Genomic DNA, 25,079 nt, shown 5'->3' with positions numbered 1-25,079 from the left:
CGAACTGTCCACCTCACCTTTCATGCGCCAACTTGGACGAGGACGGTGAGGTAGCCCATTTTGGGGTCAAGGGGCGATGGCCCTTGAATCTTCTTACTTCGCCAGTTCCGCCTCGATCGCCGCAACCAGCGTGGGATCCTTGGGCGCGACACCCGGCGCGAAGCGGTCCACGACCTTGCCGTCCTTGGAAACAAGGAATTTCTCAAAGTTCCACAGCACGTCCGGGTCTTCGGTGGGGGTACGGCCAAAGCCGCGCAGGCGTTCGCGGAATTCCTCGGCTGGGCCCTGCTTGGTCGGATGCGCCTGCGTCAGCTCCTTGTAGAGCGGCTGCATGTCCGCGCCGGTCACGTCGGCCTTGGCAAAGAGCGGGAAGGAGACGCCGTAGTTCAGCTTGCAGAACTCGGCGATTTCCTCGTGGCTGCCGGGCTCCTGCGCGCCAAAGTCGTTGGCGGGGAAGCCCAGAATCTCCAGGCCCTTGTCCTTGTACTGCTGGAACAGTTCTTCAAGGCCCTCGTACTGCGGGGTCAGGCCGCACTTGGAGGCGACGTTGACGATAAGCAGCACCTTGCCTTGATGGGCGCCCAGGGTGTCCGGCGTGCCGTCGATCCGGGTCAGGGGAATGGTGGCGATATCGGTCATGTTCGGGCAACTCCGGTTTGTGCGTCACGCCTGTTCAGGCATCCTCCCGATGTAGGGACGCCGGAGCAGGCGGCAAGGTCGCCGGGCTGGCCGATTCGCCATGCGGAATAAACCGCAGGATTGCGCTGAGGCGCCGCAACGAGGGACTGGCCCTTCGTTGCTGACGCCCTGACACGTGCCTGGACGGCGCGGCTCTGGAGGCCGCTCGTCCATTCGCGCGCTCGATCAGAGCGCGACTTCGTACTTCGCCGAGGTCTTTTCGGCCACTTCCTCGGCCGTGACGCCCGGCGCGAGTTCCACCAGCTGGAACGGGCTGTCGTGGTCCGGGCGCTGGAATACGGCCAGGTCGGTGACGATCATGTCGACCACGTTCTTGCCGGTCAGCGGAAGGGTGCATTCGGGGATGAACTTGGAATCGCCCGATTTCGCGCAGTGCTCCATGACGACGATGATCTTCTGCACGCCCGCGACGAGATCCATCGCGCCGCCCATGCCCTTGATCATCTTGCCCGGGATCATCCAGTTGGCGATGTCGCCGTTCTCGGCCACTTCCATCGCGCCCAGAACGGCAAGGTTGATGTGGCCGCCGCGGATCATGCCAAAGCTCGTCGAACTGTCGAAGTAGGCCGTCTGCGCAAGTTCGCTGACGGTCTGCTTGCCCGCGTTGATGAGGTCGGGATCTTCCTCACCGGCATAGGGGAAGGGGCCGATGCCCAGCATCCCGTTCTCCGACTGCAGCGTCACCGTCATGCCCTCGGGCACGTAATTGGCGACGAGCGTGGGAATGCCGATCCCGAGGTTCACGTAGAAGCCGTCTTCCAGTTCCTTGGCCGCGCGCGCGGCCATCTCGTTACGGTTCCAGGGCATCAGGCGGCCTCCCTTTCGCGGGTCGTCACAAATTCGATCTTCTTGTCGTAGGGCGCGCCGAGCACGAGGCGCTGCACGTAGACGCCGGGCAGGTGGATGTGGTCCGGATCGAGCGAGCCGGTCGGCACGATCTCTTCCACTTCCACCACGCAGACCTTGCCGCAGGTGGCCGCGGGCACGTTGAAGTTGCGTGCGGTCTTGCGGAAGACCACGTTGCCGCTTTCATCCGCCTTCCACGCCTTGACCACGGCGAGATCGGCAAAGATGCCTTCCTCCAGGATGTACTCCTGCCCGCCGAATTCCTTGACTTCCTTGCCCTCGGCAACCTGCGTGCCGACGCCGGTCTTGGTGTAGAAGCCGGGGATCCCGGCGCCGCCGGCGCGCATGCGCTCGGCCAAGGTGCCCTGGGGGCAGAACTCGACTTCCAGCTCGCCCGAGAGGAACTGGCGTTCGAACTCCTTGTTCTCGCCCACGTAGGACGAGATCATCTTCTTGACCTGCTTGGTGCGCAGCAGCTTGCCGATGCCTTCGTTGTCGATGCCCGCGTTGTTCGACGCGAAGGTGAGGTCCTTCACGCCCGCGTCGCGAATGGCGTCGAGCAGGCGCTCGGGGATGCCGCAAAGACCGAAGCCGCCGCTGGCGATCAGCATGCCGTCCGACAGCAGGCCATCAAGCGCGGCCTCCGCGCTGGGGTAGAGCTTTTTCATGGATTTCCTTCTCCAACTTCCGCGCGGGAGCCTACCGCGCCCTTCGCATCACAAATAGCGATTAATTTTTATGTATTATGATATGCATTGGTTATGAAACGGATCGCGCTCTTCCACCTTGATACGCTGATGTGGATTGATCGGCTGGGTACGTTCGCCGCGGCCGCCCAGCGTCTCAATACCACCCAGCCCGCGATCTCCGCGCGCGTGCGCGAGATCGAGGAGCAACTGGGCCTCTCGCTGTTCCAACGCGAGGGACGCCGGATGGTTCTCACCACGCGTGGCCGGCGCCTGATTCAGCAGTGCGAGCCCTTGTGCCACGATCTGGAAAAGGCACTCCTCGAAGCCAGCGATTTTGCAGGTGCGGCAGGCGCGGTGCGGATCGGATCGGGCGAGATTGCGGCGGCGAGCTGCCTGCCCGCCTGGGGCCAGGCGATCGAGCGCGAGCGCCCGGGCGTCACCATGGAGATCGAGCTCGACCTGACCGCGCGGCTCATGCAGCAGCTTCTGGGCGGCACGCGCGACATCGTGTTTCTGGCCGGGCCCGTTGCCAGCCCGGCTATCCGCACCGCGCCGATCGGTTCGGTGGCGCTGGTCTGGGCGGCGAGCCCCGAGGTGGCGCGCGCCGGGCCCGAGACGCCCGACCTGCCGATCTGGTCGCTGCCCGACCATTCGCCCCTTCACCGGGTGACCCTGGCCACGCTCGAGGCGGCGGGGCGCAGCCGTCCCACGCTCCACACCTGTAACAATGTGCGCATGATGATCGAGATCGTCGCGCAGGGGAGGGGGGCGGCGGTCCTGCCCGAGACGATGATCCGCAGCCAGCTTGCGCGCGGAGAACTGGCCGAGTTCCTCCCGCGCCCGGAGCACGTCGTCCACTTCGAGGTGGCCATTCGCGCGCAGGAGCGCGATCCCATCATCCTCGACCTTTTCGCGCGCGCGGCTTCGCTGCGGATCGAGCCGGGCACGGAAGGGCCGGGCACGGAAGGGCAATGTCCGGAAAGCGCGCGGACTTGAACAGTTTCCAATTCGAACCTTGATTATCAAGACGATGTTTGATCTTCGTCATGGTGAAGAGGAAACCTTGCCCTAGACTGGGCGGGCCAACGGGAGACCAGACTATGCGCTCGATACTCGTCAATGCGGATCGCAAGCCGGGCAATGATGCCCGCATCGAAACCGCCCTCAACCTCGCCCGCAAGACGGGCGGCCATGTTACCGCACTCGTCGACACCCCGGTCGCGCGCTATATCGCGATGGACCCCATGGGGGGCAGCTACGTGATCTCCGAGGCGCTCGACAAGGCGCGGGCCGAGGACGATGCCTCGGCGAGCGACATCGAGACCAAGCTTTCGCGCAACGATGTCTCCTTCGATGTCCTGCGCAGCGAGGATGATCCGGTCAGCGCGCTGGGCAGCATTGCGCGCCTGTCGGACGTGACCATCCTTTCGCGTTCGGGCGGTCTGGCGGGTGAACTGGCGCTGGTATCGGGGACCCCGGTCCTTGTCCTTGCCGACGACAAGCCGCTCGAATTCCCGATCCGCCGGGCCTGCATCGCCTGGGACGGCGGTGAACAGGCGGCCGCCGCGCTGCGCGCTTCGGTTCCGCTGCTGGGGGACTGCCAGATGGTGAAGGTCTTGACGGTAGCTGAAAAGTCGGGTGGTTTTCCCGCCACCGACGCGCTGCGCTACCTCTCGCGCCACGGCATCCACGCCGAACTCGAAGAGCACGAGCGTCGCGGGTCGACCGAGGAGACGCTGGCCGTCGCGGTCAACCAGGCCCACGCCGAGCTCCTTGTCATGGGTGCCTACGGCAAGAGCCGCTTCCGCGAGTTCCTCTTCGGCGGGGTGACCGCCTATTTCCTCGACGAGGAAACCGCGCCGGCCCTGCTCCTGGCCCACTGAGCATACGTCCGTTTCACTGCGGACCATAAACACGACAAAGCGGCGCCATCCCTTGAGGGATCGGCGCCGTTTTTGGTGCGGGTCTGCCCATGGCTGGCGTGCGATTCCCGCGCCTAGGAATGGTAGCGTTAGCACAGCCAGATTGGCCATTTGTCATGGAAGCTCAATAATTTCCGCAGTGCAGCATCAGCTGTCCGGTCCCGACGCTGCGAGACTCTAGGCGAGTTGTGAGCGAAGCAATATCATGAAGGCTGATTCAGGAGTTGGAATGGCGGAATTACGTCTCGAGATGCCGTAATTTGCACCTCTCTATTGCATATGGCGCAATTCACCTTGCTTCCTATGCATCGCGAGCGCGCTATTTCGCACTTGCACAACACCCCGATTCGGATCATAAGGGACCTGCCTTTCAGGCATCCTCTCCCAAAACTTCCACGACCCGGTCGGCAACGTCCGGGTCTTTTTTTGTCTGCTTAACACGCAGGTCTTCGGTCAGATCAATCGAGGCGTTACGGGGCAACGGTTTGAAATCGTGCGGGCCCGTTCCTAATTCCTTTTCGTGAAACACATGAGGTCGCATGCCTTGGCCGAAGTACAGGCGAGGCGCGCGGACCGTTCTTGGAAAGGACAGACATGGTCGACGCCGAATCAAGGGTCGAGGATCGCACGGTGCGGCTGCAGGTCGCGGCCGGACGTCAGGAAGAAAGCGGCCAGGGGATTGCCCGGCTCAGCCGTGAAGCGCTCTCCGCCATCGGAGCCATGGAGGGCGACGTTCTCGAAGTGACCGGAAAGTCGGTCACCGTCGCGCGCGCCGTACTGGCCTTCCCGGAGGACGAAGGGCTCTCCGTCATTCGTCTCGATGGGCTCCAGCGTGGCAATGCCGAAGTCGGTTCAGGCGATCATGTCACCGTGCGCAAGGCCGAATCGCGCCCCGCCCAGCGTGTCGTCTTCGCGCCCGCGCAGAAGGACATGCGCCTGCAGGGGCCGTCCATCGCGCTCAAGCGCAACTTCTTCCAGCGCCCGATGGTGCAGGGCGATCTTGTCGCGACCGCGGGGCAGCAGCAGGTGGCGGACATTCCCCCGCAGCTGCGGCGCATGTTCAACGCGCCCGCCTATTCGCTGACCCAGATCCGTCTCAACGTCGTCTCGACCACCCCGCGCGGGATCGTCCACATCGACGAGAACACCGAGGTCGAGCTGCGCGAGACCTTCGAGGAGGCGCACGAGCCGCGCGGCGACGTCAACTACGACGATGTCGGCGGGATGGAGGACACCATCCGCCAGCTGCGCGAGATGGTCGAACTGCCGCTGCGTTACCCCGAGCTCTTCACCCGCCTCGGTGTTGCCCCGCCCAAGGGCGTGCTGCTCCATGGCCCTCCGGGCACGGGCAAGACCCGCCTTGCCCAGGCGGTCGCCAACGAGAGCGAGGCCAGCTTCTTCTCGATCAACGGCCCTGAAATCATGGGGTCGGGCTATGGCGACAGCGAAAAGGCGCTGCGCGAGGTCTTCGAGGAGGCCACCAAGGCCGCGCCCGCGATCGTCTTCATCGATGAGATCGATTCGATCGCCCCCAAGCGCGACCAGGTCCACGGCGAGGCCGAAAAGCGCCTTGTCGCGCAGCTGCTCACGCTGATGGATGGCCTCAACAGCCGCGCCCATGTCGTCGTGATCGCCGCCACCAACCGCCCTGACGCCATCGACGAGGCGCTGCGTCGCCCCGGCCGCTTCGACCGCGAGATCGTGATCGGTGTGCCCGACGAGCGGGGGCGGCGCGAGATCCTCACCATTCACACCCGTGGCATGCCGCTGGGCAAGGAAGTGAGCCTCCAGGAACTGGCGCGCACCACGCACGGCTTCGTTGGCGCGGATCTCGCGGCGCTCACCCGCGAAGCCGCGATCGAGGCGGTGCGCCGGATCATGCCAAAGCTGGATCTCGAAGCCCGCGCAATTCCGCCCGAAGTGCTCGAAAACCTGTCGGTCGAGCGCGACGACTTCATTGCTGCGCTCAAGCGCGTGCAGCCTTCGGCCATGCGCGAGGTCATGGTGCAGGTGCCCAACATTGGCTGGGACGACATCGGCGGGCTCGATGCCGCACAGACACGCCTCAAGGAAGGGATCGAGCTGCCGCTCAAGAACCCGGCCGCCTTCCACAAGCTGGGGATCCGCTCGGCCAAGGGTTTCCTGCTCTATGGCCCTCCGGGCACGGGCAAGACGTTGCTCGCCAAGGCGGTGGCGAAGGAGGCCGAGGCCAACTTCATCTCGATCAAGTCCTCCGACCTGCTCTCCAAGTGGTACGGGGAAAGCGAGCAGCAGATCGCTCGCCTCTTTGCCCGCGCGCGCCAGGTGGCTCCGTGCGTCATCTTCATCGACGAGATCGACAGCCTCGTGCCGGCGCGCGGCATGGGCGGCGGGCTTGGCGAGCCGCAGGTGACGGCGCGGGTGGTCAATACGATCCTCGCCGAAATGGACGGCATGGAGGAGCTGCAGTCGGTGGTCCTGGTGGGCGCAACCAACCGTCCGGGCCTTGTCGACCCGGCGCTGCTGCGCCCCGGCCGCTTCGACGAACTGGTCTACGTGGGCACGCCCGATACGGCAGGGCGCGCGCATATCCTGGGTATCCACACCGAGGCGATGCCGCTGGCCGAGGACGTCTCGCTCGACGCCATCGCCGAGCGGACCGAGCGCTACACCGGCGCGGACCTGGAGGATGTGGTGCGCCGCGCAGGTCTCCTCGCCATCCGCCGCGAAGGGGCGCAGGTCGACAAGGTCACCATGGCCGACTTCGAGAACGCCCTTGAAGACAGCCGCGCCTCGGTCTCGGCCGAGATGGAGGAGGAGTACGCCAAGATGCAGAGCGAGCTGAAAAAGCGCGCGATGGAGGTGGCGCCGCTGGGCTTCATTGCGCCGGGCATGGTCGAGTCCACGCGGGAATTGAAGCACGGGTAGCAGAGGCGTTCCGAGGGCCATCGCCCTCGGGCTCCCCAAACTGTCGACCTCACCTTTCGCGCGCCACCTCGGCTGGGAAAGGTGAGGTTGCCCATTTTGGGGTCAAGGGGCGATGGCCCCTTGATTCTTATAATGTCACGGACAGTCCGGCGTGATCTGGTAGAGCGTGTTCCAGTTCTTGCCCGTCACGAAGATGCGGTCCTTCTTCGCGTCCCAGGCGATGCCGTTGAGGACATCGTCTGCGGTGCGCGCGCCGCTTTTTGCGGTGAGGCCGGAAAGATCCACCCAGCTCTTCACCACGCCCGTTTCGGGATCGATCCGGGCGATGCGCTCGGACATCCATACGTTCGCCCATATCTCCCCGTCGATCCATTCCAGCTCGTTCAGTCGCGCGACCGGGCGGCCTTCGTCGGTGACCTCGAGCGTGCCGGTTGATGCGAAGGTTTCCGGATCGCGCAAGGTGAGGCGGCTTGAACCGTCGCTCTGGTAGATCGTGTCTTCGTGAATGGTGAGGCCCCAGCCTTCGCCCGCGACGGGGAAGAGCTTGATGGGCTTGAGCGTCGTGCGATCCCAGCGGTAGGCCATCCCGTCACGCCAGGTCAGGCTGATGACCTGGTCGCCCCAGGCCACGCTTCCTTCGCCAAAGAAGGTCGGGTCGAGCGCGCCTTCGACGAGCGGGGTCGTACTTTGCAAGGTGCGCTTGAAGACGCGCGACTGACCTTTGCGCCCAGTGCTTTCGTAGAGGACGCCGTCGGCGAAGAAGAGCCCTTGCGTGAAGGCTTCGGGATCGTGGGGATAGCTCTCCTCGATCGTGAAGCCGCAGACGGGGGCGGGGGCCGCCTCGGCACCGCAGCCGCTGGCGAGCGGAAGAAGAGCGAGGGCGAGGAGAAGGGCCCTGGGGGCACGCGGGGAACGGGACATGATGCTGTGCTGCCTAACCCCTTGACCTTGCGCAAGGCTGAATTGCGATCAGCCTTTGATCGCCAGTTCGAGCGCGCGTGTGAACAAGGCCTGGAAGCGCGCTTCGTCCACGCCCGCGCGCGGATCGTTGAGGCTGGCCGTCACCACGATCCAGCGCCCGCTTCGACCTTCGAGCAGGACGGTCATGTTGAGGACGCCGGGTTCCGATCCGCCCTTGAAGCCTGCGTAGGACACTTCTCCGGTCAGGCTCGCCGCAGGCCCCGGATTGAGCGCGAGGATGCGCAGCGCCTCCCGGCCGTTTGCGCTGTCCTTGCGGTCCTTGAACCAGTGCATCGCGCGCGCGAGGTCCGCGGGCGAGGCGAACCATTCCAGGCGCTCGATCATGACGGGGCGCCCGTCGGCGAAGAGATCGCCCACCGCACGGCCGGGCATATCGGCTACCTCGCCTGCCAGCATGGCGCGCCGTCCGTCCGTGTTCTGCGCCAGGTAGCGGCGGCCCAAGGCGCCCCCTTCGACGCCTTTCAGCTTGAAGGCCTCCATCGTCGACAGGAAGGGGATGTTGCGCGCGCCATGGGTGAACCCGATGCGGGCCTGCATGGCCTCGATGCGGGAGCGGCCAAGCTCGGCGAGGAGCAGGTCGGTCGCGGAATTGTCGCTCACCCGGATCATCTCTTCGGCGAGCTGGCGCAGCGGGACCTGCGTGCCCGGCGGCAGGGCGCGAAAGGCTCCTGCGGGAAGTTCGGTGCCGTCGAGGGTGACCGTGTCGGTCCACTCGCGCAGGCCATCGTCGATCTCGCGCACCAGTTCGGCGAGGATCACCAGCTTGAAGGCCGAGCCAATGGCGAACGTGCGCTCGCCGCGCAGCGCCGCGGCGGGGCTGTTCTCGTCCAGATCCTGCACGAGGAAGCCTGCCTTGCCGGGCGCAGCGGCAAAGGCTGCGGCGACCTTGTCGAGGCTGGCCAGATCGGCAATGTCGGTGGGCATGATGCCGGTCACCCGCAAACCGGTGACCTGCCCCGGGGCCTGGGGGGAAAGCGCGATCCAGGCCCGCGCCGTTCCTTTTTCAAAGATGAGGCGCACGGAGGCCTCATGCTCGCCGAGCGGTGTCAGGCTTTCGATGCCCATCGCCGTGCCAAGCTGGCGCTGGAGCGAGGCGATGAGGGCCTGCATCTGCGCGTCGGGCACGGCCTTGCGAAAGGACGCCGCGAAGGTCGTGGCGGGATCACCCCCGCCGTTCAGAATGGTGAGGATCTCCGCGCTGCGCTGGCGCAGTTCCTGCGAAACCGGGACATCGTCCGCAGCGCTGGTCACATTGAGCGGGGCGCTCACCAGAAGGGCAAGCCCCGTTGCGGCCCGCAAGGCCTTTCGTGCCATTTGCCACATTGCCGCTCCCCTTTCGCGCACGGGGCAGCATGCCGGGAACCTTGCCATCTGGCAAATATAGGAAAGGGCTTACTGTGCGGCCATCTGCGCCATGGCCTCGCCCGAGGGCGCGCCGAGCGGGGCCGTCTCCACTGGCCCGACGGGCAGCAGACGGCTGCGCACGATCGCTTCGGGCATCTCGGCGGCGAGCCACTGGATCAGGGCCTCACGCACGTCGCAGCGCAGGTCGAAGAGGGTGGGGCTGTCCTTGGCCGTGACCAGGAAGCGCACCTCGATGGCATCGCGCGTCAGCTCCGTGATCTGCATATGCCGCACCCGGCCGTCCCAGCGCTCGTTCGCCGCGACGATCTCCATGAATTTCTCCCGGATCGGGTCGAGCGGGGTTGCCGGGTCGACGTAGAGCAGGATCGTGCCCATCAGCTGCGAGGTGGTCTTGGTCCAGTTCTGGAAGATCTCCTCCAGGAACTTGTTGGTGGGGACCACCAGGCGCCGCTCATCCCAGACCTTGACGACGACGTAGGTCGTCTTGATTTCCTCGATCCAGCCCCATTCGCCGCCCACGATCACGGCGTCGCCGATCACGACGGGTTCGGTCAGCGCCATCTGGAATCCGGAAATCAGCGCCTTCAGGGCCGGCTGTGCGGCGGCGCCGACAGCAAGGGCGGCCAGACCCGCCGAAGCCATCAGGGTCACGCCGATGTCGCGCACGCCGGGAATGGAGAGCAGCATCAGCGCGATGGTCAGGAACACGATCACGAACGTTGCGATGCGCCCGAAGATGGTGAGGCGCGTGCGGCGGCGGCGGTTGCGGCGGTTGTCCGCCATCGAGATGTCCGCGCGCAGCACCATGGCCTCGACCAAGGCGTTGAGGATCGCGAGCGCCATCCAGCCCACCATGAGCGGCATGACCAGCCCGCCGATCCGCTCCCACATGGCTTCGAGCGCGGGTGTCTCGCGGGCGGCGAGGACGAGAGCGAGGGATACCAGCGCCCAGCGGCTGGGCCGGGCGAGGCGTTTGACCACCAGATTGTCCGAATCGCTCTCGCTCGCCTTGGCAAAGCGCCGCAGTAACCGGAACAGCAGGGCATGGATGAAGAGCGCGACCGCAACCGCGATGACGGCCACGATGACAGCGACGATCGTTTGTTGCAGCCAATCCGGCAGCTCACCGATCAGGTCCTGGAGCAAGTCGGTCATGAAGACCAAACTATGCTGCAGCGCAGCGGTTGCAAGCGCGAAGGGGCTCCTGGGTGAAATTCGCCCCTGCGCGCCTGCATTATCGTCCTACTTCGCAGCGAGTTCCTTCACGATGCGCGGGGCGGGGTAGATCGTCTCCAGCGCCTCCTGGAGCGCGGCGGTGGAGACGACGACGGTGCGGTTGAGCACCGGATCATAGCCGTAGTTGCCGCCGAGCGAGTGGATGTTGCCGTCAAAGGCCGCGCCAATCACAGTGCCCGCCTTGTCGATCACCGGCGAGCCCGAATTGCCGCCGATGATGTCGTTGGTGGTCACGAAGTCGTAGGTCACAGCCTTGTCGATGGCGCTTTCCTTCGCTGCGAACTGGCTGGGAAGGTCGAAGGGTTCGGCGCCCGTCGCCCGTTCGAAGGTGCCGCCCATGGTGGTCTGGAAGGGCACCTCGTTGCCGCGCTCGGTCCACCCCTTCACGCGGCCATAGCTGATGCGCAGGGTGAAGGTGGCGTCAGGGTAGAGGCTGTCGCCATAGGCGGCAAAGCGCGCGTCGGCGAGCTTGGCGCCGGCCTGCGTGACCGGCCCGGCATAGGCCTCGTCGACCTTCTGCTTGAGCGCGCGCTGGTTGGCGTCCAGTTTCAGGGCGTACTGGATCATCGGATCGTCCGAGGCCTCGATCGCGGCAAGGCCCCCGTCCCACAACTGCTTGCGGTACGCCGGATCGGCGAGCTTCGTGCCCGCGACAAGACGCTCGGACAGGCCCTCGGGGCTTTCCTTGCCGAGGAGCAGGCGGGTCTGCGGATCGTCGACCCCCAGGTACTCGCGCGCCTTGGAGAGGCTCCAGGCCATCTGCAGTTCGTCGAGCCAGGGGTAGACCGGCGCTTCGTCGAGCAGGCGCTTCTCGGTCAGCGGCAGGGCGCTGTCGGTATAACCGGGCAGACGCTCGGCATTGGGCTTGGCGCGTTCGGTCGCCCCCGTGACGAGGGCCTGCGCGTAGCTGTAGAGCGTGCCCGAGGGCGCATCGTAGCGGTAGGGAATGTAAAGCGTGCGGTAGGCATCGACCGCCGCGTCGACCTGGGCCCAGGGATCGCCGATCTCTGCGTTGTCGGCGCTCTTCGCCTTCAGGTCCGCTTCGGCCGCGGCGAGCTTGGCGGTGAAGGCAGGGTCGTTCAGGGCCTTGGTGCGGCCGATGTAGACCTTGAGGCTGTTCTCGACGCCGCTCAGGAGGTCGAGGCCCTCGCGCGCGTGCTCGGGGCTTTCCTCCATCGCGCGGATCAGGCGTCCGCGCAGTTCCGAGAGCGTGGCGACGGTGATCGGCAGGCGCACCTCGCGCTCGAAGGCGAGCTGGCTCAGCGTATAGAGGCGCGAGGTCGAACCCGGGTTGCCGACCACGAAGGTGGCTTCATCGGCCTTGGGCGTGCGCGGGTTCCAGGTGAGGTGGACCGGCGTCTTCACCGGCTTGCCGTCCTCGTAGGCGCGCAGGAACGAGCCATCGAGCGAGTAGCGCGGGAAATTGAAGTTGTCCGGATCGCCGCCGAAGGTGGCCGCGCGGTCTTCCGGCGACCAGACGAGGCGGACGTCGGAATACTTGCGGTAGGTATAGAGCTTGTACTGCCCGCCGCCGAAAAGGGTGACGACCTGGCAGCGGAATTTCGCGGTGTCGGTGCAGTTGGCGGCCTCGATCTCGGCGATCCTGGCATCGCGCGCCTTGGTCAGCGCCTCGCCGGTAAGGGCGCCGATGGCCGCCTTCACCTCGCCCGTCACATCCTCGATCTTGGTCACGACCTCGGCCTGCTGGCCCGGGCACTTCTTTTCGTCGCGCAGCGCGGCGGCGATGTAGCCGTGTTCAAGCAGGTCGTTGTCGCCGGTCGAGTTGTCGTAGAGGCACGAGGCGACGCAGTGGTGGTTGGTGAGGATGAGCGCGGCATCCGAGACAAAGCTCGCCGAGCAGCCGCCGGTCAGACGTACCGCCGAGGCGCGCACGGTGTCGAGCCAGGCCTGGTCGGGGGCCCAGCCGTAGTCGGCCTGCATCTTCGCGGCGGGGAAGCCGTCGAAGGTCCACATGCCCTCGTCGGCGTGGGCGGTGGTCGCGGCGGTGGCGAAAAGCAGTGCGAGCGTGGCGGCGCCAGCGGCGTGAAGCGATGGGGTGCGAGCGATCATGTCCGGGGTCCTCCTCCTGGGAATGTCCCGGATGTCCCCAAGGAACGGGGCCAAGTCCAGCGCAAAGCGCATGAGGGGTGGGGATAAGGATACAGTATCACCTGCCCTTCGACGAAAGGCCTACCCGGATCGATCAACGACACACCATGCTTGTATCCGTGCTGTGAGGCGGTAGCCTCCCGCGCCAGGCCGTGGTCCCCCCAATTCCAACCCACGGCAGCAAAAGGATTCTCCGCGATGTTCGCACTCGACCGCCGCAAGGCCCTGGGGCTTGCCGCCAGCCTTCCCGTTGCCGCCTCGCTGACCGGCCTTCGCGCGTCCGGTGCGCATGGGGCCGAGGTGCCCTCAGGATCGGGCGCTGCCTGGGACCTGACCGACCTCTTCCCGGATGCCCAGGCCTGGGACGTGGCGCGCAAGGCTGTCCTCGCCGCCCTGCCGCGTCTTGCCGCCTACAAGGGCACACTGGGAAGGAACGCACAGGCGCTGGCGCGCGCGTTGGACGATATCTCGGTGACCAAGCTCAAGGCGATGCGCGTCTACGTCTATTCCTCGCTCCAGGCCGACGAGGACGTGCGCGCGCCCGCCCCGCAGGAACGCGAGGCGCAGGCGCGCGACATGTTCAGCCAGATGGGGCAGGCGACGGCCTGGGTGGACCCGGAGGTCCTGAATCTGGGCGAAGCGACCATCGAGCGCTTCATCGCCGAAAACGACACGCTCCAGCGCCGCTTTGCCTTCCCCTTGCGCGACACGCTGCGCCGCGCCGAGCATATTCTCGACGATCAGGGCGAAGCGATCCTGGCCTCGGCCTCGGCGGCGCTTGCCGGGCCGGGCAGCGTGCGCGACCAGCTTGTCGCCTCGGACATTCCCTGGCCCACGATCACGCTTTCGGACGGGCGCGAGGTGCGCCTCGATGCGCAGGGCTATTCGCATAGCCGCGATGTGGCCAACCGGGCCGACCGCAAGCGCGTCTTCGACAGCTACTGGAGCGCGTTCAAGGGCTACGAAGGCTCGCTCGGCGCGGCGCTTGCGGCCAAGCTCAAGGGCGATGTGTTCGAGGCCGAGAACCGGGGCTACGAAAGCTGCCTTGCGATGGCGCTTGCCGCCAACCGCATTCCCGAGGGGGTCTACCGCAGCCTTGTGGCCGAAGTGAACGCAGGGCTGCCGCAGCTCCACCGCTACTTCCAGCTGCGCCGCCGGATGCTCAACCTCCCCGACATCCACTACTACGACATCTATCCCCCGCTCGTGCAGATGGACCGCACCTTCACACTGGGCGACATGCGCAATGTCGCGCTGGAAGCCCTGAAGCCGCTCGGCAGCGACTACGTGCGGCAGATGGGCGAGGCGACGGCGAAGAAGTGGATGGATCCCTTCCCCCGGCCGGGCAAGCGCGCGGGCGCCTACATGAACGGGGCGGTCTACGACGTGCACCCCTATCTCCTGCTCAACCTCTCGGAGAACTTCGACGGGGTCTCGACCTTCGTGCACGAGTGGGGCCACGCGATGCACACGCTGATCGCGGCCAAGGCGCAGCCCTACGAGACCGCCCGCTACCCCACCTTCCTCGCTGAAATCGCCTCGACCGCGAACGAGGTGTTCCTGACCGAATACATGCTCGAACGCGCGAAGACGAAGGAGGAGAAACTCTATTACCTGGGCATGCGCCTGGAAGGCCTGCGCGGTACCTTCTACCGCCAGACCATGTTCGCCGAGTTCGAGCTGAAGATCCACGAGATGGCCGAAGCCGGCGAGGGGCTTTCGGGCGCCAGCATCAGCCGCGTCTATGGCGAGATCCTGCGGCGCTACCACGGGCCCGACTTCACCATTGATGCGCCCTACGAGATGGAATGGGCGATGATCGGCCACTTCTACCGCTTCTTCTACGTCTACCAGTACGCGACCTCGATCACGGCCGGGACCTGGTTCGCGCGCTCGGTGCTCGATGGTGGCAAGGCCGAGCGGGCGAATTTCCTCGGCGTTCTGCGCGCAGGGGGCTCGGACTATCCGACCGATATCCTGAGGCGCGCCGGGCTCGATATGGCCTCGCCCCAGCCGTACCGCGATCTCGTCTCCGGGTTTGGGCGTACTCTCGATGAAATCGAGGCGCTTCTGGACGCCTGAGCGTATGGGCCGGGCGGCTGGTGGCGGGCGCGTGCAATCGCGCTGGCCGCAGGCTCCCGGCTCGGGTAGCCTGTGGGGATGACCCACCGCACGCTTATTTCCGCCGAAGAACTCAAGGCCTTGCTCGATGCCGAGGCCGATATCCTGATCCTCGACTGCGCGTTCGACCTCGCCCATCCACAGAACGGTCCGGCGGTGTTCGAGACCGGCCATGTACCCGGCGCGCGCCACGCGCATCTGGAGCATGACCTGTCGGGAACGCCGTCCGGCACGAACGGGCGTCATCCCTTGCCCACCCGCGAGGCCTTCGCGGCATGGCTGCGCGGGCAGGGGCTCTCCAATGGCAAGCAGGTCGTGGCCTATGGCGGCATGGGCAATGCCGGTGCGGCGCGGGCCTGGTGGATGCTGCGCTGGATGGGCCACGCGCAAGTCGCGGTTCTCGACGGCGGGCGCGACGCCTGGATCGCGGCGGGCCACGAGCTGGAAACGGGCAAGGCTGCCGAAGTGCGGGCCGAGGGCGACTTCGCGCCCGGACTGCCGCTGGTGGCAGGGACCGTCGATGCCGACGATGTCCTTGCCAACATCGAGACGCACGATGCCCAGGTCCTCGATGCACGCGACCCGGCGCGCTTTCGCGGCGAGCCGAGCCCCAACGATGTGGTTTCGGGCCATATTCCGGGTGCGAAGAACCGCTTTTTCCAGAACAACCTCAACGACGACGGGACCTTCCGCTCCGCGGCGGAACTCAAGGCCGACTTCGAAGCGCTGCTGGGCGATGCCCCGGCGATCCTCCAGTGCGGCTCGGGCGTGACCGCCTGCCAGAACGCGCTGGCCATGGAGATCGCCGGAATTCCGGGGGCCTTCGTCTACATCGGCTCGTGGAGCGAGTGGACCAGCGACCCGGCGCGTCCCATCGAAACGGGGGCGTAAGAGAAGTCGAAATAGTTCAAGGGGCCATCGCCCCTTGACCCCGGAACTGTCGGCCTCACCTCGCTCCGCCAACGTGGCGTGCGAACGATGAGCCAGACAGTTCGGGGAGCCCGAGGGCGATGGCCCTCGGATTGATCCTTCTCGCTTATTTTCCGAACCACACCGGCGCATTGCCCGGCTGCCAGGGCGTGTACCTGGTCATCACCGAGGTGAAGAGCTCGGACGCCAGGTGCCCATCGAGCCAGGCGCGCAGGGCGGGAAGGTCCTGGGCGTCGAACCAGGTGCGGTCGGTCGCGGCGAACTGGCGGATGAAGGGCATGATCGCCATGTCGGCCAGGCCGCGTGTCTTCCCGCACAGCTGGCCGCTTAACGCTATGCGCGCGTCCAGATCGCGCAGGGTTTCCAGCGCGCTCTGCCGGTGGGCCTGCGCATCGCTGCCGTGGCGCTCGGGGTACTTGTAGCGGTCGAGGTCGTGCTTGAAGGGGCCGTCGTTACGCGCGATGAGCTGCGCATCGCCGCGCTCCAGCCAGCCTTCGGGATCGCTGCGCTCGAGCGCCCAGTGCATCACCTCAAGGCTTTCCTCGACGACCTTGCCATCGGGGAGGACCAGCACGGGCACGGTGCCCTTGGGGGAGGCCTCCAGCATCGCGTCCGGCTTGTTCGCCAGTTTGACCTCGCGCAGTTCGCAGGCGATGCCCGCAACGCGCAGGGCCAGCCTTGCGCGCATGGCATAGGGGCATCGGCGAAAGCTGTAGAGGACAGGCGGGACCGGACTGGTCATGCACCGTCCGGCGTATCGGTGTCCTCGCTCCGGGACGGCTGCGGGGCGCCGACATGTTCCTCCCCGCGCGCACGGGCGAGAAGCTGCTGGCGCTGGCGTTCGCGGTAGCGTTCGCGCTGCTCGTCGGTGCGCTCGTCGTGGCAGTGCGGGCAGGCGACGCCTTCCTCGAACAGCGGGGATGCGCGGTCCTCGCCGCTCAGCGGCAGGCGGCAGGCGTGGCACAGCGTGTAGTCGCCCTGCAGCAGTCCGTGGCCGACCGAGACGCGGTTGTCGAAGACGAAGCATTCGCCTTCCCACAGGCTGTTCTCGGGCGCGACGGTCTCCAGGTATTTCAGGATGCCGCCCTTGAGGTGGTAGACCTCGTCAACGCCCTCCTGCTTGAGGAACGCGGTGGACTTTTCACAGCGGATGCCGCCGGTGCAGAACATGGCAACCTTCGGTGCGTCCTTGCCTTCGCCCAGCAGCTTCGCGCGCTGTTCGCGAAACCAGCCCGGAAACTCGCGGAAGGAGGCGGTCTCGGGATCGATCGCGCCCTTGAAGGTGCCGATCGCCACTTCGTAATCGTTGCGCGTGTCGATCAGGATCGTGTCCGGATCGGAAATAAGATCGTTCCAGTCCTCGGGCGCCACGTAGGTGCCGACGGTGGCGAGGGGATCGGTGCCCGGCTCGCCCATGGTCACGATCTCGTTCTTGAGGCGTACCTTCATGCGCAGGAACGGCATCTCGCGCGCGCCCGAGAACTTGACGTCGAGATCCGCACAGCCCGGCAGCGCGCGGATATGGGCGATGACCCGCTCGATCCCCGAGCGCGTGCCCGCGATGGTGCCGTTGATGCCTTCGTGCGCGAGCAGCAACGTGCCGCGGATGCCCTCCTCTTCGCACAGCGCGGCAAGCGGCGCGCGCAGGGCGGCATGGTCGGCGAAGGGCGCGAACTGGTAGAGCGCGGCAACGCAGACGGGTGCGTTGTGCGCAGGGGTGGGATGCTCGCCCCGGGCAAGATCGGAAGTGCTCGTCATGCGCGGCCCCATAGCGCAAAGCGGGGCGTGCGCGAAGAGGGCACCATCTGCAGGACGCCCGATACACCAAGCCCGGCAAACCGCGTGCGGTCGCCGGGCCGGGTGTGCTGTCGCGCGAAGGCGGCTGGCGTTATGCCAGCGCGGCCTTCAGGTCGTCGATCAGGTCGGTGCGCTCCCAGGGGAACAGTTCGCCCTCGGGCTTGCGGCCGAAGTGGCCATAGGCCGCCGAGGTCGCGTAGATCGGCTTGTTGAGGCCGAGGCCAACGCGGATGCCGCGCGGGGTGAGGCCGCCCAGCTTGTCGGCCGAGACCTTGGTGAGCGCGGCTTCCAGCGCCTCTTCGGAGACGGTGCCGGTGCCGTGCAGGTCGACGTAGAGCGAAAGCGGCGCCGACACGCCGATCGCGTAGGAAACCTGGATCGTGCAGCGCTTGGCAAGGCCTGCGGCCACGACGTTCTTGGCGAGGTAGCGCGTCACGTAGGCGGCCGAGCGGTCGACCTTGGTCGGGTCCTTGCCCGAGAAGGCGCCGCCGCCGTGCGGGGCCGCACCGCCGTAAGTGTCGACGATGATCTTGCGGCCGGTGAGGCCCGCATCGCCATCCGGGCCGCCGATCTCGAAGGTGCCGGTCGGGTTGATGTGGTAGACGGTCTCGTCCGAGATCAGGCCGTCGGGCAGGACGTCGGAGATGACCTTCTTCACGTAGGCCTTGAGCTCGGCTTCCTTGTCGCCCTGGTCATAACCCGGCTTGTGCTGGGTCGAGAGGACGACCGCGGTCGCGGCGACCGGCTTGCCATCCTTGTAGCGCAGCGTGACCTGGCTCTTGGCGTCCGGCTCCAGGAAGGGCGCGGCGCCCGAGTGGCGGTCGGCCGAGAGCTGCTGCAGGATCTTGTGGCTGTAATCGAGCGTGGCGGGCATGAGGTCGTCGGTCTCGTCGCAGGCGAAGCCGAACATGATGCCCTGGTCGCCCGCGCCTTCGTCCTTGTTGCCGCTCGAATCGACACCCTGCGCGATGTGCGCGGACTGGGCGTGGAGGTAGTTCTCGAAGTCGAAGGTCTCCCAGTGGAAACCGTCCTGCTCGTACCCGATCTTCTTGACGGTCTCGCGCACGACCTTCTCGATTTCCTCGAGAGCGCCGTCGGCCCAGGCGCCGTTCTCGTAGATACCCTTGCAGCGGATTTCACCGGCGAGGACCACTTTCTGGGTAGTGGTCATGGTCTCGCAGGCAACGCGCGCCTCGGGGTCCTTGGACAGGAAAAGGTCGACGATCGCGTCCGAAATCTGGTCCGAAACCTTGTCGGGATGGCCTTCCGAGACGCTCTCGGATGTGAAGACATAGTCGCTACGCATAGAGTCACCTGGGATATAAAGAAATCTTTAAGTGCGGTTCCTGCTCTACCTGCGACGCTGCGAAGTGCAACCATGGAAAGGGAAAGAAGCGAAAGAATGCCAGCCAGCGCGAGCGGGATGGCGTTGCCCAGGCGTGCAAAAAGCGTGGGTTCGTGGGCGGGCGGGATGAAGCCGTCGAGCCGTCCGGCGGTGTGGCGCGGCACGAAATTGCGCACAATGCCGTCTGCATCGATCACCGCACTGATGCCGGTGGTGGTCGCGCGCAGGACCGGCAGGCCTTCCTCGAGCGCACGCAGGCGCGCCTGTGCGAGATGCTGGGGTGGGCCCCAGGCCCCGAACCAGCCGTCGTTGGACGGGTTGAAGATGTAGTCGGGCCGGTGCGCAGGGTCGACCACGGCGCCCGAGAAGACAATCTCGTAGCAGATTTGCACGCCGCCCGGCCATAGCGGCCAAGGTCGAGCGTGCGGGCGCCGGGGCCGGGCCAGAAATCGAGCGTGCCGGGGACAAGGCGCGAGAGGCCGACGGGTTCGAGCAGGCCGCGCAAGGGGAGATACTCGCCGAAGGGCACCAGGTGCGCTTTGGAATAGCTGGCGAGGATATCGCCGCCCCCGTCGAGCACGGTGACCGAATTGCGCGCGGCAAGGTTGTCCTCGCCCTTCATCACCAGGTCGACCGCGCCGGTCATCAGGCGGCTGTAGGGGCCGATGACGCGCCCGATCCGCTCGCGCGCGAGCTTCGGGTCTCCGGCATAGGTGAACATGCGGTAGACGTAAGGGGGATAGCCGTCGCGGATGTAGTCGCCCAGGCCCGACTCGGGCCAGAAGACCATGCGGCGACGGCCCGGAACCTGCGGCAGCGAAAGCTGGGCCAGCTTGATGAAGCTGGCCTCGAACTGGCGGGGATCGTCGATGAACTCCTGCCGGATATCGGGCTGGACAAGGGTGTAGCGCACCGTGCCCTCCGCCTGGCGTGCCCAGGGATCGGGGAGGCTGAGCAGGGTGGCGAGCGCGCCCAGGATCGCGAGGGGAGGAAGGGCGCAGGCAAGACGTCCCGCTGTTCCCCGCGGGGCGGCGAGCCGCACGAAGATGCCGGGCAGGGCGGCCAGGAGACACAGCAGGCCGGAGAGGCCGTAGCTGCCGATCCACGGTGAGAGCAACGCCAGCCCGCGGCTCTCGAACGATCCCAGGAGCGCGATGCCGAGCGGGTTCCACGCAAAGCCGGTGAAGAGCCATCCGCGCAGCCATTCGGTCACGACCCAGGTCGCCGCGAAAGCGAGCGCGAGCGGGAGGAAGGGCAGCGAGGGGCGCGTGTCCGTTTCTGGTGGCGGCGCAGGAATGCGGCGCTGGACAAGTAGGCGTGCGGTCAGACAGGCAAGCGCGGGGAACAGGGCGAGGTAGGTCGCGAGCAGGACCACCGCGATGCCGCCGAGCCAGGCCGGCATGTTGGCCTGGTAGGTGAAGGCCGTGGCGATCCAGTTGTTGCCGAGCGCGAAGTGTCCGAGGCCGAAAAACCATCCCAGCGCAAAGGCTTCGCGGGGCCTTCGGCTACGGGCCACCAGTTCCAGCAGAACCGCGATGCCCAAGAGCGTCAGCGGCCAGAGCGCAAGCGGCTGAAAGCCGCAGGCTGCCAAGGCGCCAGCGGCAAGGGCCGGAATGCGGGGGGAGCGCCAGAGCGCATGAAGGCGTCGTGGAAGGGACGCGTCGTGCCGAGGGGAAGCCATCGGCGAGGGGTTTTAGTGGGGCGCGCCCGGGACGCAAGCAAACTCGCACGGGAACAGGCCGCAAGGCGTGCGCGCAGGCAGGGCTGTTGCCGAAAAGGGGTTCGGCCGGGCACGGGGCCCGGCCGGGAGAGGATCAGCCTCGGCTTCGGCGGCGCTGGAGGCCGTGTCGTCGTTCGAGGCGGTCTTGCGGGTGGTGCGGCGGCGGGGGCGGGGCTTGGCCTCGCCTGCGTCTTCACCGGTCGCTTCTTCAGCGCTTTCCGCGTCGGGCGCGCTCTTGGCGGCCGTCTTGCGGGGGCGGGTGGTCTTGGGCTTGTCGCCTGTCGGAGCGGCCTTCTTGGCGCGGGTGCGCTTGGCGGGCTTGTCCTCGGCCGGGGCCTCGTCTTCCGCGTCGCTCTCCTCGCCACTGATGGCGATCGAGGGCGGAAGGACGCTGGAATCGAAACCGCTATCGGCACTCGCCTCGTCGCTGTCGTCGCGGGCATCGTCCTTGCCGCGGCGCGGCTTGCGGGTCTTGGTGCCCGAGCGGTTGTCGCGCACGAAGGGGTTGTCGGCCGGTTCGTAGACCGAGCGGCCCCGCTCCTCGCCCTCGTCCGACGCGTCCGATCCGTCCGTGCCGGCGCGGGTGTCGTTCGAGGAGGCGTCGCCACGGCGCGGGTTGTCGCGCGAGCGTTCACGGCCACTGTCACGACCATTGTCGCCGTAGCTGTCCGAGAAGTCGCCGTCGTCCTGGCCGCGATCGTCGCGACGCGGCTGGCGGGCCTCTTCCTGGCGCTGCTTCTGGTCCGCGATCACCCGGAAGTAGTGGTCCGCGAACTGGTGGTAGTACTCTTCCTGGACGCGATCGCCGTTGAGCATCGCGTCGTGGGCCAGCTTCTTGTACTTCTCGAGCAGCTGGGGCGCGTTGCCGCGCGCCCGGCTGTCGATGCGGTTCATCTGCTGGCCGTTCTGTTGGCGATTGTTACCGCGGCCACGCCTGCGGTTGTTACCACGATTGTTATTCAAGGATAACTTTCCTCAAAACCCCTGGCATCCACTCGATCACGAGCTGGATTGCCGAATGTCGCATGACACGGCGGGCCCCCCGGCTGCCGAGACTTATACATTTGCTTCAATGCTGTCCGATGAGAGGGACACTACCCGCAAATGCTGGGAGTGAACCGGGTTATGGGGAAAAATCATCCATCAACCGGTTCGCAGCAATCCATAGGCACTCCGAAGAGCGATTCCAAGTTAAATCTTGCCCGTATCAGTGGACAACGTGCGAAAATGCGACGACGCGCGGCCGATTTGCCAGATCTCGATAGAGTCGTGTCGAAAGATTTACCGCTTCCCCAAGGGCCATTACGGCCTCGGCCTGGGTGTAGCCGATCTCGACGAGCGCAAGGCCGCCCGGGGTGAGCAGTTCGGGCAGCTGGGGCACGAGTATACGATAATCATCGAGACCGTCGGGGCCGGAGAAGAGTGCGCCCGCAGGCTCGAAGGCATGGACGCTGGTGTCGAGTTCGGCGTCGTCCTCGACATAGGGCGGGTTGGCAAGGACAAGGTCGAAACGCCCCAGGTCCGCGCGCCAGTTGTCCTGCGTCCAGTCGACCTGGCGGAATGCCGCGCGCGTCCCGGCCGCTTGCGGGTGGCGCGCGGCGTTTGCAGCGGCCACGGCCAGCGCATCGCCGGAGCGATCGATGCCCAGCCCCTCGGCCTCGGGAAACAGGGAAAGCGCCGCGATCAGCAGTGCGCCCGATCCGGTGCCAAGGTCGAGAATACGCTGCGGGGGATGACCTTCGAGCGCCGTGCGCGCGGCCTCGATCACCGTCTCGCTGTCGCCCCGCGGGATCAGGACCGCGGGCGAGACGGCCAGTTCCAGGCCATAGAAATCGGTCGATCCCACAATGTAGGCGACTGGCTCATGGGCCTCCCGGCGCGCGACGAGCCGGGCAAAGTCTGCAGGCTCGGGATCGCGCATGTGGTGCAGGAGCAGCTGCGAGCGCGTGGCGTCGAGGGCGTGCGCCATGAGCACTTCGGCGTCGAGCCGGGCGGTGTCGCTGGTGGCGGATAGGCGCTCGGTTGCCGCGCGCAGCGCGGCCGCGACATCAGCCATCCATCGCGGCGAGGCGCTTGGCTTCGTCCTCGGCGATGAGTGCGTCGATCAGCTCGCCAAGCCCTGTGCCTTCCAGCACTTCGGGCAGGCGGTGGAGCGTCAGGTTGATGCGGTGATCGGTCACGCGCCCTTGCGGGAAGTTGTAGGTGCGGATGCGCTCCGAACGGTCGCCCGAGCCGACCATGGCCTTGCGCGCCTCGGCCTCGGCGCCTTGCGCTTCATCGCGCATCTTCTCGTAGAGGCGCGCGCGCAGGACCTGCATGGCCTTGGCCTTGTTCTTGTGCTGCGAGCGCTCGTCCTGGCAGGTGACCACGATATCCGTCGGAAGGTGGGTGATGCGCACGGCCGAATCGGTGGTGTTGACGTGCTGGCCGCCCGCCCCGCTGGCGCGGTAGATGTCGATCTTGAGGTCCTTGTCCTCGATCTGGACATCAACCTCGGTGGGTTCGGGGAGAACCGCGACGGTGGCGGCCGAAGTGTGGATGCGCCCGCCCGATTCGGTGACGGGAACGCGCTGCACGCGGTGCACCCCGCTCTCGAACTTGAGCTTGGCAAAGACGCCCGTGCCCGTGACGTTGGCGACAACTTCCTTGAAGCCGCCGACATCGCTGGTGTTCGCGCTCACCATCTCGACCCGCCAGCCCTGTTCGGCGGCGTACTTCTCGTACATGCGGTAGAGGTCAGCGGCGAACAGCGCGGCCTCGTCGCCGCCCGTGCCCGCGCGGATTTCCAGCATCGCGGGGCGTTGGTCGGCCGAATCGCGTGGCAGCATGGCAATGGCGAGCTGGCGCTCGCGCTCGGGCAGTTCCCCCTTGAGGCGCGCCACTTCCTCGGCGGCCAGAGCGCGCATCTCGGGGTCGCTGTCCTCCATGGACTGCAGATCGGAAAGTTCGCCGCGCATGGCCGCGACTTCGGCCGCGACGCGCGCCACGGGCTCGAGCTCGGCGTAGTCGCGGCTGGCCGCGACAAAGGCGTCCCCTTCCAGCGTGCCCGAGGCCAGGCGCGCCTCAAGCTCGCCGAAGCGGTGCGCGATCTGGCGCAGGCGGTCGTCCGACAGGCTCATGCGCCGCGGCTCACGGGTGGATCTGCTGGAGAACCTGCTCGACCGCGAGCGATTCCGCGCTCGGTTCGGAGGTCTTGACGTTCGCGGTAGGCACGCCGTCCTTCACGATGAAGGAGACGATCACCCGGGCGCCCGCCTTCACGGCCTTGTCGTAGCGCTTGCGGGGCGAGCCGCTGGCGATCATCTCGGCATCGATGCCCTGGAAGCGCAGCGCGGTGATGGCCTTCTGCGCGAAGGGCAGGGCGGCGTCATCCTCGACCGCGAGCACGCAGGTGAGCTGGCTCTGGGGCACCAGGCCTGCATCCGCGACCAGCATGGCGAGGCGCTCGATACCCGCGGCCCAGCCCACCGCTGGCGTCGCGGGACCACCCAGCGCTTCGAGCAGGCCGTCGTAGCGTCCACCGCCCAGCACGGTCCCCTGCGCGCCGAGGCGGTCGGTGACGAATTCAAAGGCGGTGTGGCGGTAGTAGTCGAGCCCGCGCACCAGCGAAGGCGTGCGCACATAGCGTACCGAGGCCGCGTCGAGCCCCTGCGTGACCGCGCCGAAGAAGTCCTGCGCGGCGCTCGACAGGAAGTCGTCGATCCTGGGCGCATCGGCGGTGAAGGGCTTGTCGCGCGGGTCCTTGGAATCGAGGATGCGCAGCGGGTTGCGCTCCAGGCGCTCCTGCGAATCCTCGGACAGTTCGGCAACGTGGTCGCGGAAGTATTCGATCAGCGCAGCGCGCCAGGCTTCGCGGCTTTCGCCATCGCCCAGGGTGTTGAGCTGAAGCGTGATCTCGCCCGCGATGCCCAGTTCCTTGAGGAGCAGATCGGCCATGACGAGGAGTTCGACGTCGAAAGTGGGCTCGGCCGCGCCGATCACCTCGGCGTCGATCTGGTGGAACTGGCGGTAGCGGCCCTTCTGCGGGCGCTCGTAGCGGAAGATGGGGCCGTGCGTTGCGATCTTGAGCGGGGCGTACTGCTTCCACCCGTTGGTGAGGTAGGCGCGCGCCAGGCCGGCGGTGAACTCGGGGCGCAGCGTCAGCGATTCGCCGCCACGGTCGTCGAACGAGTACATTTCCTTGGAGACGACGTCGGTCGTCTCGCCCAGTGAGCGGGCGAACACCGGGGTCTTCTCGAAGACCGGCATTTCCACGCGGTGGAAGCGGTACAGGCGGCGCATGCGCTCGAAGGTCGCTACGACGTGGGCGAACGCTTCGGCGTCGGCGCCGAAGATGTCCTGGGTTCCGCGAATGGCCTGTGGTGTCTTGCTCATCGCGCGCGCTTAGCCCGAATGCGGAAAAGGATAAAGTG

Annotated in this window: 20 protein-coding genes and 1 pseudogene; 5 read left to right on the top strand and 16 right to left on the bottom strand. The window is 66.5% G+C overall.

Features of this window, described 5'->3' with window-relative positions:
• Positions 1 to 93: 93 nt before the first annotated feature.
• The 3 genes from MBENS4_RS05280 to MBENS4_RS05270 all read right to left on the bottom strand — a co-directional run bounded on the left by MBENS4_RS05280 (position 94) and on the right by MBENS4_RS05270 (position 2,213).
• A complete protein-coding gene (locus MBENS4_RS05280; RefSeq protein WP_039389240.1) occupies positions 94 to 639 on the bottom strand; it encodes a glutathione peroxidase in 546 nt (181 codons plus the stop codon).
• Between the two features lie 225 nt (positions 640 to 864).
• On the bottom strand, positions 865 to 1,506 hold the full coding sequence (locus tag MBENS4_RS05275) for a CoA transferase subunit B (RefSeq protein ID WP_039389238.1): 642 nt from the start codon (positions 1,504 to 1,506) through the stop codon (positions 865 to 867).
• Positions 1,506 to 2,213, bottom strand: coding sequence for a CoA transferase subunit A (locus tag MBENS4_RS05270; RefSeq protein WP_039389236.1), 708 nt, complete (start codon positions 2,211 to 2,213; stop codon positions 1,506 to 1,508). Before MBENS4_RS05270 ends, MBENS4_RS05275 begins: the two co-directional genes overlap by 1 nt.
• Before the next feature lie 93 nt (positions 2,214 to 2,306).
• Here MBENS4_RS05270 and MBENS4_RS05265 point away from each other — a divergent pair, with 93 nt between their 5' ends.
• The gene (locus tag MBENS4_RS05265; protein WP_052322016.1) at positions 2,307 to 3,230 is read left to right on the top strand and encodes a LysR family transcriptional regulator; all 924 of its coding nucleotides are present in this window, start codon (positions 2,307 to 2,309) and stop codon (positions 3,228 to 3,230) included.
• Positions 3,231 to 3,334: 104 nt separating this feature from the next.
• Complete coding sequence (locus MBENS4_RS05260; protein WP_039389234.1) at positions 3,335 to 4,117, top strand: universal stress protein; 783 nt, start codon at positions 3,335 to 3,337, stop codon at positions 4,115 to 4,117.
• Between the two features lie 409 nt (positions 4,118 to 4,526).
• Here MBENS4_RS05260 and MBENS4_RS25685 read toward each other — a convergent pair whose 3' ends face one another.
• Complete coding sequence (locus tag MBENS4_RS25685) at positions 4,527 to 4,685, bottom strand: hypothetical protein (RefSeq protein WP_159108020.1); 159 nt, start codon at positions 4,683 to 4,685, stop codon at positions 4,527 to 4,529.
• A 65-nt stretch (positions 4,686 to 4,750) separates the two neighbouring features.
• Here MBENS4_RS25685 and MBENS4_RS05255 point away from each other — a divergent pair, with 65 nt between their 5' ends.
• Positions 4,751 to 7,063: a CDC48 family AAA ATPase gene (locus MBENS4_RS05255; RefSeq protein ID WP_039389233.1), complete on the top strand. Its 2,313-nt coding sequence runs from the start codon at positions 4,751 to 4,753 to the stop codon at positions 7,061 to 7,063.
• Positions 7,064 to 7,198: 135 nt separating this feature from the next.
• Here the strand turns inward: MBENS4_RS05255 and MBENS4_RS05250 are convergent, their stop codons facing one another.
• From MBENS4_RS05250 to MBENS4_RS05235, 4 genes are all read right to left on the bottom strand, one after another.
• Positions 7,199 to 7,984 carry a glutaminyl-peptide cyclotransferase gene (locus MBENS4_RS05250; RefSeq protein WP_039389232.1) on the bottom strand — a complete coding sequence of 262 codons (786 nt, stop codon included), beginning with the start codon at positions 7,982 to 7,984 and terminating at the stop codon, positions 7,199 to 7,201.
• A gap of 48 nt (positions 7,985 to 8,032) precedes the next feature.
• Positions 8,033 to 9,367: a serine hydrolase gene (locus tag MBENS4_RS05245; protein ID WP_052322015.1), complete on the bottom strand. Its 1,335-nt coding sequence runs from the start codon at positions 9,365 to 9,367 to the stop codon at positions 8,033 to 8,035.
• A 69-nt stretch (positions 9,368 to 9,436) separates the two neighbouring features.
• The gene (locus MBENS4_RS05240; protein WP_052322014.1) at positions 9,437 to 10,564 is read right to left on the bottom strand and encodes a mechanosensitive ion channel family protein; all 1,128 of its coding nucleotides are present in this window, start codon (positions 10,562 to 10,564) and stop codon (positions 9,437 to 9,439) included.
• An 87-nt stretch (positions 10,565 to 10,651) separates the two neighbouring features.
• Positions 10,652 to 12,715 (bottom strand): S46 family peptidase, encoded by a 2,064-nt coding sequence (locus tag MBENS4_RS05235; protein ID WP_039389230.1) that lies wholly within the window; start codon positions 12,713 to 12,715, stop codon positions 10,652 to 10,654.
• Positions 12,716 to 12,952: 237 nt separating this feature from the next.
• Here MBENS4_RS05235 and MBENS4_RS05230 point away from each other — a divergent pair, with 237 nt between their 5' ends.
• Together MBENS4_RS05230 and MBENS4_RS05225 are read left to right on the top strand one after the other, a co-directional pair.
• Complete coding sequence (locus MBENS4_RS05230; RefSeq protein ID WP_039389229.1) at positions 12,953 to 14,836, top strand: M3 family oligoendopeptidase; 1,884 nt, start codon at positions 12,953 to 12,955, stop codon at positions 14,834 to 14,836.
• Positions 14,837 to 14,914: 78 nt separating this feature from the next.
• Positions 14,915 to 15,766, top strand: a complete 852-nt coding sequence (locus MBENS4_RS05225) for a sulfurtransferase (RefSeq protein ID WP_039389227.1) — start codon at positions 14,915 to 14,917, stop codon at positions 15,764 to 15,766.
• 145 nt (positions 15,767 to 15,911) lie between these two features.
• Here the strand turns inward: MBENS4_RS05225 and MBENS4_RS05220 are convergent, their stop codons facing one another.
• From MBENS4_RS05220 to hisS, 8 genes and pseudogenes are all read right to left on the bottom strand, one after another.
• Positions 15,912 to 16,547: a glutathione S-transferase gene (locus tag MBENS4_RS05220; RefSeq protein ID WP_039389224.1), complete on the bottom strand. Its 636-nt coding sequence runs from the start codon at positions 16,545 to 16,547 to the stop codon at positions 15,912 to 15,914.
• Positions 16,544 to 17,563 (bottom strand): oxygen-dependent tRNA uridine(34) hydroxylase TrhO, encoded by a 1,020-nt coding sequence (trhO, locus tag MBENS4_RS05215; RefSeq protein ID WP_052322013.1) that lies wholly within the window; start codon positions 17,561 to 17,563, stop codon positions 16,544 to 16,546. The genes MBENS4_RS05220 and trhO overlap by 4 nt, the downstream gene beginning before the upstream one ends.
• Positions 17,564 to 17,693: 130 nt before the next feature.
• Complete coding sequence (gene metK, locus MBENS4_RS05210; RefSeq protein WP_039389222.1) at positions 17,694 to 18,908, bottom strand: methionine adenosyltransferase; 1,215 nt, start codon at positions 18,906 to 18,908, stop codon at positions 17,694 to 17,696.
• A 59-nt stretch (positions 18,909 to 18,967) separates the two neighbouring features.
• Positions 18,968 to 20,628, bottom strand: a pseudogene (lnt, locus tag MBENS4_RS05205) (apolipoprotein N-acyltransferase); the annotation flags it as partial.
• A gap of 12 nt (positions 20,629 to 20,640) precedes the next feature.
• Positions 20,641 to 21,630 carry a DUF4167 domain-containing protein gene (locus MBENS4_RS24605; RefSeq protein ID WP_084591955.1) on the bottom strand — a complete coding sequence of 330 codons (990 nt, stop codon included), beginning with the start codon at positions 21,628 to 21,630 and terminating at the stop codon, positions 20,641 to 20,643.
• Positions 21,631 to 21,874: 244 nt separating this feature from the next.
• On the bottom strand, positions 21,875 to 22,723 hold the full coding sequence (gene prmC, locus MBENS4_RS05195; RefSeq protein ID WP_039389220.1) for a peptide chain release factor N(5)-glutamine methyltransferase: 849 nt from the start codon (positions 22,721 to 22,723) through the stop codon (positions 21,875 to 21,877).
• Complete coding sequence (gene prfA, locus MBENS4_RS05190; RefSeq protein ID WP_039389218.1) at positions 22,716 to 23,786, bottom strand: peptide chain release factor 1; 1,071 nt, start codon at positions 23,784 to 23,786, stop codon at positions 22,716 to 22,718. The genes prmC and prfA overlap by 8 nt, the downstream gene beginning before the upstream one ends.
• 10 nt (positions 23,787 to 23,796) lie before the next feature.
• Positions 23,797 to 25,041, bottom strand: a complete 1,245-nt coding sequence (gene hisS / locus MBENS4_RS05185; RefSeq protein ID WP_039389217.1) for a histidine--tRNA ligase — start codon at positions 25,039 to 25,041, stop codon at positions 23,797 to 23,799.
• Between the last annotated feature and the right edge of the window lie 38 nt (positions 25,042 to 25,079).

Origin of the sequence: Novosphingobium sp. MBES04 (genome assembly GCF_000813185.1) — a bacterium.
Classification (GTDB): domain Bacteria; phylum Pseudomonadota; class Alphaproteobacteria; order Sphingomonadales; family Sphingomonadaceae; genus Novosphingobium; species Novosphingobium decolorationis.
Note: the sequence above shows the minus strand (reverse complement) of the source record. Positions and strands in the feature narration are given on the sequence as shown.

Excerpts from the sequence above, each read along its gene's own strand:
- prfA (WP_039389218.1), bottom strand. The coding sequence starts at position 23,786 with ATGAGCCTGTCGGACGACCGCCTGCGCCAGATCGCGCACCGCTTCGGC.
- MBENS4_RS05245 (WP_052322015.1), bottom strand. The coding sequence starts at position 9,367 with ATGTGGCAAATGGCACGAAAGGCCTTGCGGGCCGCAACGGGGCTTGCC.
- metK (WP_039389222.1), bottom strand. The coding sequence starts at position 18,908 with ATGCGTAGCGACTATGTCTTCACATCCGAGAGCGTCTCGGAAGGCCAT.
- trhO (WP_052322013.1), bottom strand. The coding sequence starts at position 17,563 with ATGACGAGCACTTCCGATCTTGCCCGGGGCGAGCATCCCACCCCTGCG.
- MBENS4_RS05240 (WP_052322014.1), bottom strand. The coding sequence starts at position 10,564 with ATGACCGACTTGCTCCAGGACCTGATCGGTGAGCTGCCGGATTGGCTG.
- MBENS4_RS05250 (WP_039389232.1), bottom strand. The coding sequence starts at position 7,984 with ATGTCCCGTTCCCCGCGTGCCCCCAGGGCCCTTCTCCTCGCCCTCGCT.
- prmC (WP_039389220.1), bottom strand. The coding sequence starts at position 22,723 with ATGGCTGATGTCGCGGCCGCGCTGCGCGCGGCAACCGAGCGCCTATCC.
- MBENS4_RS05260 (WP_039389234.1), top strand. The coding sequence starts at position 3,335 with ATGCGCTCGATACTCGTCAATGCGGATCGCAAGCCGGGCAATGATGCC.
- hisS (WP_039389217.1), bottom strand. The coding sequence starts at position 25,041 with ATGAGCAAGACACCACAGGCCATTCGCGGAACCCAGGACATCTTCGGC.
- MBENS4_RS05230 (WP_039389229.1), top strand. The coding sequence starts at position 12,953 with ATGTTCGCACTCGACCGCCGCAAGGCCCTGGGGCTTGCCGCCAGCCTT.
- MBENS4_RS05220 (WP_039389224.1), bottom strand. The coding sequence starts at position 16,547 with ATGACCAGTCCGGTCCCGCCTGTCCTCTACAGCTTTCGCCGATGCCCC.
- MBENS4_RS05270 (WP_039389236.1), bottom strand. The coding sequence starts at position 2,213 with ATGAAAAAGCTCTACCCCAGCGCGGAGGCCGCGCTTGATGGCCTGCTG.
- MBENS4_RS05255 (WP_039389233.1), top strand. The coding sequence starts at position 4,751 with ATGGTCGACGCCGAATCAAGGGTCGAGGATCGCACGGTGCGGCTGCAG.
- MBENS4_RS05280 (WP_039389240.1), bottom strand. The coding sequence starts at position 639 with ATGACCGATATCGCCACCATTCCCCTGACCCGGATCGACGGCACGCCG.
- MBENS4_RS05265 (WP_052322016.1), top strand. The coding sequence starts at position 2,307 with ATGAAACGGATCGCGCTCTTCCACCTTGATACGCTGATGTGGATTGAT.
- MBENS4_RS05275 (WP_039389238.1), bottom strand. The coding sequence starts at position 1,506 with ATGCCCTGGAACCGTAACGAGATGGCCGCGCGCGCGGCCAAGGAACTG.
- MBENS4_RS05225 (WP_039389227.1), top strand. The coding sequence starts at position 14,915 with ATGACCCACCGCACGCTTATTTCCGCCGAAGAACTCAAGGCCTTGCTC.
- MBENS4_RS05235 (WP_039389230.1), bottom strand. The coding sequence starts at position 12,715 with ATGATCGCTCGCACCCCATCGCTTCACGCCGCTGGCGCCGCCACGCTC.